The following is a 5,304-nucleotide window of genomic DNA, read 5'->3' as shown; positions in this document are numbered from 1 at the left end:
TGCTCTCAAAGGCTCCACCGAACCTTTTATCTTCACTTCTATCTCGAGGTTAAAATCATTAACAATGTTATGGCCGGTCAATGGTAGATGTATAAAATTTGGAGGACACTGATAATCGATTGAACTTGCCCATTCATTAAATGTAAAATTAAAATACTCGAGATCCTCTCGGCGGAAAACTGGGATAAACAAGGTATTATTTGGACTGCAGTAAATCTTTTCGTCAGTGAATGATGCGTAATTATTATCAATAAGCAATTTAACAAGTTTCGGCATTATCTTTTCCTTCAGTGCAATATGTTCCGCTAGGCCCGTTCTCCAGTCTTTAATTGCTTTAATAAGGCTGATCTCGCTGTTCCCGTCCCAATCATTGAAAAATAAAACTTTATCAGGCGCCGCCGAAGGTAACCAACCATCAAAGTTGGCAGGCCATCCTCCTGCCTGATAAACTCTATCTACGAACATCGAAGGTTTTAGATGCTTTGCAATATTGAAATATGAACTCCATTCATCAAGGTTGTACACTTCTGCAATATTCAATGTTATAGCTGCTAAAGATTTGTTGATGATTTGGGGTTGATGAGAGCCATAAAGCCTTGTGTCGTATCCGCAATTATTCAGATAGCTGCGGGTTCTCCAGGTGCCAAAGTCAAAGCTAGTTGGATCAGGCAGGGCTCCATACCATTCGTCACCTCTGTCAATATAATAGTAAGCAATATGCTTACCGGAAATATAAAAATTCTCCAGATCAACAGGCTGAGCTACTATGTAATCATCATCGAAGGCAATAAAATTTTCATCAATTTCCGCTCTCTGATATAAGGTTCTTCTAAGGAGAGTGTTTCTCTGTAGGTGATCACTTGGAAGATTTTTTAACCCAATCGACGACTCCATTAAGATCGTTGTTTCAATTTCGATCCCCTTCAATGCCGCACACATTTCTTGAAAATTTTCATCAGAAGTTAGAATCACAATATTGGAAATAAAGCTCATATTCCTCATTATGGAAAAAATTGACTGACGAACGGCGGTTGGACGAATAGAGATATAAACAGCTTGTCTTGGCGCAGGGTTGTGCGGCATAAAGGAAGTAATTTCAGAAAAAACACTGTCTAAAAACATCGCCGTATCACTCCACTTTGGTGGGGAGTAAAGGCGTAAATCTTTCGAAATGCCCCTGTCTAAGATGCCTTGAATAGCTTCAAGGACAGCTGACACGTTCAGTTCGACCGGAAACGTGTAACCTTTTGCAATTTCTTCCATAGAACTGCCTGCTGTGCATATGACTTGTGTTCCATATGCCAAACTTTCCACTACTGGCAGTCCAAAGCCTTCATAGTGAGAAAGGCAAAGGCAAATCTTTGCATTTTTATATAATGCACCGATCTCAACATCATTTAAATCTTGAAGCCAATGAATTCTTTTGTTGTAGAGGGGGTGATTTATGATCCTATTAATGATATCCTCGTTATTCCATCCGGGCTTCCCGGCAAGGATGAGATTGAGATCTGATTGGCCTCCTGATTTAATGTATGCCTCAAATGCGTCGAGGCATAATGAATGATTTTTTCTCGGCTCGATTGTTCCTACAGAAAGTAGGTAGTTGCGATCCATGAGACTTTTGCAGGCGTCACCAATAAGTTCGTCTTTGGATTCAGTTGAACCTATGTCGGCACCCAAATTTATCACAAATAGCTGTGGAGATGGGAGTGAAAGGGTTTGCATTAGTTGCTTTAAGTCATCCCGTACTTTTTGTGAGACGCAAATCCAGTAGTCTGCGTAAGTCACAGTGATTGCAAAATTTTCCTTGAATTGAAAAATTGTATTTTTGTGAGAAAATTCAGGGTATAATATAGGAACGGCGTCGTGGTGTAATTTTACCACAAGTGCTCCCCTTGATTTGAATTCTCGATATAGCTGACCTAAATCGTAATGGTCCCTCCAGGATGCGTCCGGGTCAAATAGAATATCGCCTTTAGTGATATCTTCAAAATCAAATCTGATTTTTTTAGGGTCATATTCTTTCGGCCCTGTGTTGTAATGATTATTTACGATGTAAAATCCATCATCAAAATAAGCGATTATCCTATACTTTTCGCAGAGAGTAAAATGACGACAGAGTTCGTTCACAACTCGCTGAATGCCTGTTTTGGATCCAGTCGATAGTGTATTGCTAGCATTAACATATATCATCATTTTATCTTCCGAAATCCCATCTTAATGAAGTCGGGTGATTTTTTTATATCTGAAATTATTCCGGAGAAGCCGTTGTCACGGATTGCTGCATTGGCACGTTCCCATCTATCCCAACTGTTCGGATAAAATCTAAAATATGCGAGATAGATATGATCTATTAACTTCTCCACATATGCAATGTCGCTTACTTTTAACTGATCCTTTACGATGATGTCACCGCCGTTTCGTAAAAGATCAATTAATTGTGGATCTGTGCCGTCCGCTTTCCATAGAAGATTATATTCAACCGTCAGGGCCAAGTCAGTAGAATCTCTGTATGGTGAGTAAGGCAGAGTCTCCACTCTCTTCAAAGTAAGCCGATTCTTAATGAAGGTTCGAAAATCTTCATTGGTAATCGCGTCATCTTCCAATTCGTGTTGTTCTGTTCGGCTTAATCGTGAATTTTCAAGTTCTCTATAATATGTACGTCTGAACCTATAGCGTACTTTATGAGGTAGTTTCTTAATCCATTTTCTGCAAAATTTCTCTATTTTGTTCATTATTATAGGCATAATAAATTTTCTTTTTGCTGCGCCATGTCTTGGACGTCTTTAGGTTTATCCGGCGGCAGGTGGCTCCGCCTCTTTTCCGATTTTCGTGCAAGTTATGGCTGTGGTTCTGGTGGTGCCAGGAGTCTTGTTCCTGTTCTTAACTGTGAGGCGGATCTGAGTTTCTCGGGTCGTCGACCAGTATATCATGAACGCATGCGTTCGGCATTACTGCAGAAGTCAGGCGTTGTCCGGGTGAGGTGCCGACCTGACCCGCGCTGAGGAAGAAGTGCAAGGGCCTACTTGGACAGACACCGGATCATGGCACTGGCTCAGCTGGAGTTTATCAAGCGGGCAGAAGTGCTGCACTTCCTCGGCCCGCCGGGGACCGGCAAAAGCCATCTTGCCACAGCCATGGGTGTCGCGGAGGTGAAAGCCGGACGGAGCGTCTATCGATGCTCCCTCGCCGAGCTGAGCGAGGCGCTCACCAAAGCTGAGCGCGATGAGCTATGCGGGATTTTGGGTGATACGGCCTGATCAAGCTGTAAATGCTGGATCAAATTTCCCCCGAAGTGCTGGCGCAAAATTCCCCACCTCGCGGTTTTGGCAATTAGCTGCTCATGGGATGGGCAGCTCCGTATTTCGGGATTCGGCCGCGGCGCTTGGTCGGCGGCGGTGGTGTGATTGCTGCATGTGAGCGGGTGTGTTCGGGGATCAGATCTGCGTGGTGGCGAAGCCGATAGCTTGCGCCCTCGATCTGAACGACAACCGCATGATGCAGGAGGCGGTCGAGGAGGGCTGTGGCCACTATGGGATCGCCGAAGATTTCACCCCATTCCGCAAAGCCACGGTTTGAGGTGAGGTTCATCGCGCCCTTTTCGTAACGCGCGTTCACCAGCTGGAAGAACAGGTTGGCCCCGCCACTGGTGATTGGCAGGTAGCCGATCTCGTCGACGATCAGCAGCGAAGCACGGGCATAGAAGCGGATTTTTTCCGCCAGGCGCCCCTCGCGCTCAGCTTTGGTGAGCGCCTCGATCAGCTCGGCGAGGGAGCATCTATAGACGCTCCGTCCGGCTTTCACCGCTGCGACCCCCATGGCCGTGGCGAGATGGCTTTTGCCGGTCCCCGGCGGGCCGAGGAAGTGCAGCACTTCTGCCCGCTTGATAAACTCCAGCTGAGCCAGTGCCATGATGCGGCGTCGATCCAGTGACGGCTGGAACGAGAAGTCGAAGCTTTCCAGAGTTTTGACCGGCATGAGGCGCGCTGTGCGCAGGGCCACGCCGATGCGGCGCCCTTCGCGCAGGTTCAGTTCTTCAGCCAGCAACTCGTCGATTGCCTCAATGGCGTTGATCTCACCTTTTTCCAAACGGCTCAGGGTGTGATCCAGCGTTTCCAGGGCGCGGGCCATGTGCAGGCTGACAAGACTTTGTCGGATGCGTTCGATGACCGGGATCATGGGCCCCCCTCCGCGACATTCGCCAGGCGGCGCCCAACCGCTTCATAAAAGGCCAGTGGGCGGCGGGCGACTATATGAAACTTCCCATTTTTATCGTTGAATTTGGCCTGGATTGGCCAGTTTCGGCAGAAAATCGTTTTCAACGATAAAATTATGCCTAATCTGGTCAGATACCGCTTTTCATCGAATTTGCCAGAAAGGCGCATTCTGGCTCGTATTTTATCGTTGAACGGAGCTTGTGATGTTTCGCTCTGCCCCAAGGTCGTCCTTTCAGATCCACCCTCTGGCTCTGCCGGCCTATGACGTTCTGCGCAGGCTGGGGATACCTGAGGTATGGGGCCCTTGTCTTTGTGTGAGTGCCCCTGACGCGGCTCAGGGGCTGCCCTCTCTGGCCGTGGCAGGCTTTGGCTGGCTGCATTGCGCAGAGGACGTCATCCCTGTTCTCGAGTTCCCCGCACAGACCACCCCCGCAGAGCTCCGTAAATTGGGGTGGCGCGAGGTGGCCGCGCAGTTCCCCGCATGTGTCGCAACTTCTGAGCAACGAGCCAGCTTTCTGATGGCGCTGAGCCAGCGCTGTCCGCGCGAGGAACTCGGGCTCTTTGGTCTGCCGGCGTCGCGCGATGTGACGCAGCTGCGCCGGCGGTTTCGTCTGCGCCGCGAGCGGCTGGAGCCAAAGCCCGAGCCCGATGTCTTTACCGAGGCGGTGCGAGGTCTGGGCCTGCGATGACGGCCGCACATCCCCTCTTTGGCCCGCTTGAGCCCGAGCTCTGCCGCGACCTTGCGGTCTGGGCCACCGCAATGCTCGAGCGCCATCTGAGAGGGGAGCCTGAGCGTCTGAAGCAGGCACTCAGCGATCTCGAGGTAGAATGCGGCCCGCTCGCGCCTTTGCGCATTCATCAGGCGCGTCCCTTCCTGCAGATCCGCCTGGCGCTGAAGGGGCACCTGCAGGAGGCACCCCTTGCCGCCTTTCTGGCAGAGGAATGTCAGAGGGGCGGTGCCGCGGCGGCGCTCGGCGCCGATGCGCTGACCGCCTGGGTGCTGGCAGCCGCTCTGCGGCGGCATCAGCGCAGCCCGGGCCAGTCGGCCATCCGCAGCGGCCTTGATGCGGCGCGGCTCTTAAAACGC

At 49.8% G+C, this 5,304-nt stretch carries 6 protein-coding genes; 3 read left to right on the top strand and 3 right to left on the bottom strand.

Features of this window, described 5'->3' with window-relative positions; genetic code table 11:
- Both EP867_RS18715 and EP867_RS18710 read right to left on the bottom strand, forming a co-directional pair.
- Positions 1-2,196: glycosyltransferase family 4 protein (locus EP867_RS18715; protein WP_164888954.1), on the bottom strand; the 2,196-nt coding region annotated here is incomplete at its 3' end.
- Positions 2,193-2,606 carry a hypothetical protein gene (locus EP867_RS18710; RefSeq protein ID WP_128490962.1) on the bottom strand — a complete coding sequence of 138 codons (414 nt, stop codon included), beginning with the start codon at positions 2,604-2,606 and terminating at the stop codon, positions 2,193-2,195. The genes EP867_RS18715 and EP867_RS18710, both read right to left, overlap by 4 nt.
- A 420-nt stretch (positions 2,607-3,026) precedes the next feature.
- Here EP867_RS18710 and EP867_RS18705 point away from each other — a divergent pair, with 420 nt between their 5' ends.
- Complete coding sequence (locus tag EP867_RS18705) at positions 3,027-3,260, top strand: ATP-binding protein (protein WP_277749376.1); 234 nt, start codon at positions 3,027-3,029, stop codon at positions 3,258-3,260.
- Between the two features lie 73 nt (positions 3,261-3,333).
- Here EP867_RS18705 and istB read toward each other — a convergent pair whose 3' ends face one another.
- Complete coding sequence (istB, locus tag EP867_RS18700) at positions 3,334-4,179, bottom strand: IS21-like element helper ATPase IstB (protein ID WP_128490961.1); 846 nt, start codon at positions 4,177-4,179, stop codon at positions 3,334-3,336.
- A gap of 352 nt (positions 4,180-4,531) precedes the next feature.
- On the opposite strand from istB, the gene EP867_RS18695 reads away from it, so the two are divergent.
- Together EP867_RS18695 and EP867_RS18690 are read left to right on the top strand one after the other, a co-directional pair.
- Entirely contained in the window at positions 4,532-4,906 is a 375-nt protein-coding gene (locus EP867_RS18695) for a hypothetical protein (protein ID WP_128490960.1), read from the top strand.
- Positions 4,903-5,304 (top strand): hypothetical protein (locus tag EP867_RS18690; RefSeq protein ID WP_164888953.1); only part of this gene is annotated, 402 nt, incomplete at its 3' end. The genes EP867_RS18695 and EP867_RS18690, both read left to right, overlap by 4 nt.

Origin of the sequence: Falsigemmobacter intermedius (genome assembly GCF_004054105.1) — a bacterium.
GTDB lineage: Bacteria > Pseudomonadota > Alphaproteobacteria > Rhodobacterales > Rhodobacteraceae > Wagnerdoeblera > Wagnerdoeblera intermedia.
The sequence above is the reverse complement of the archived record's forward strand: the minus strand, read 5'-3'. Positions and strand labels throughout refer to the sequence as shown.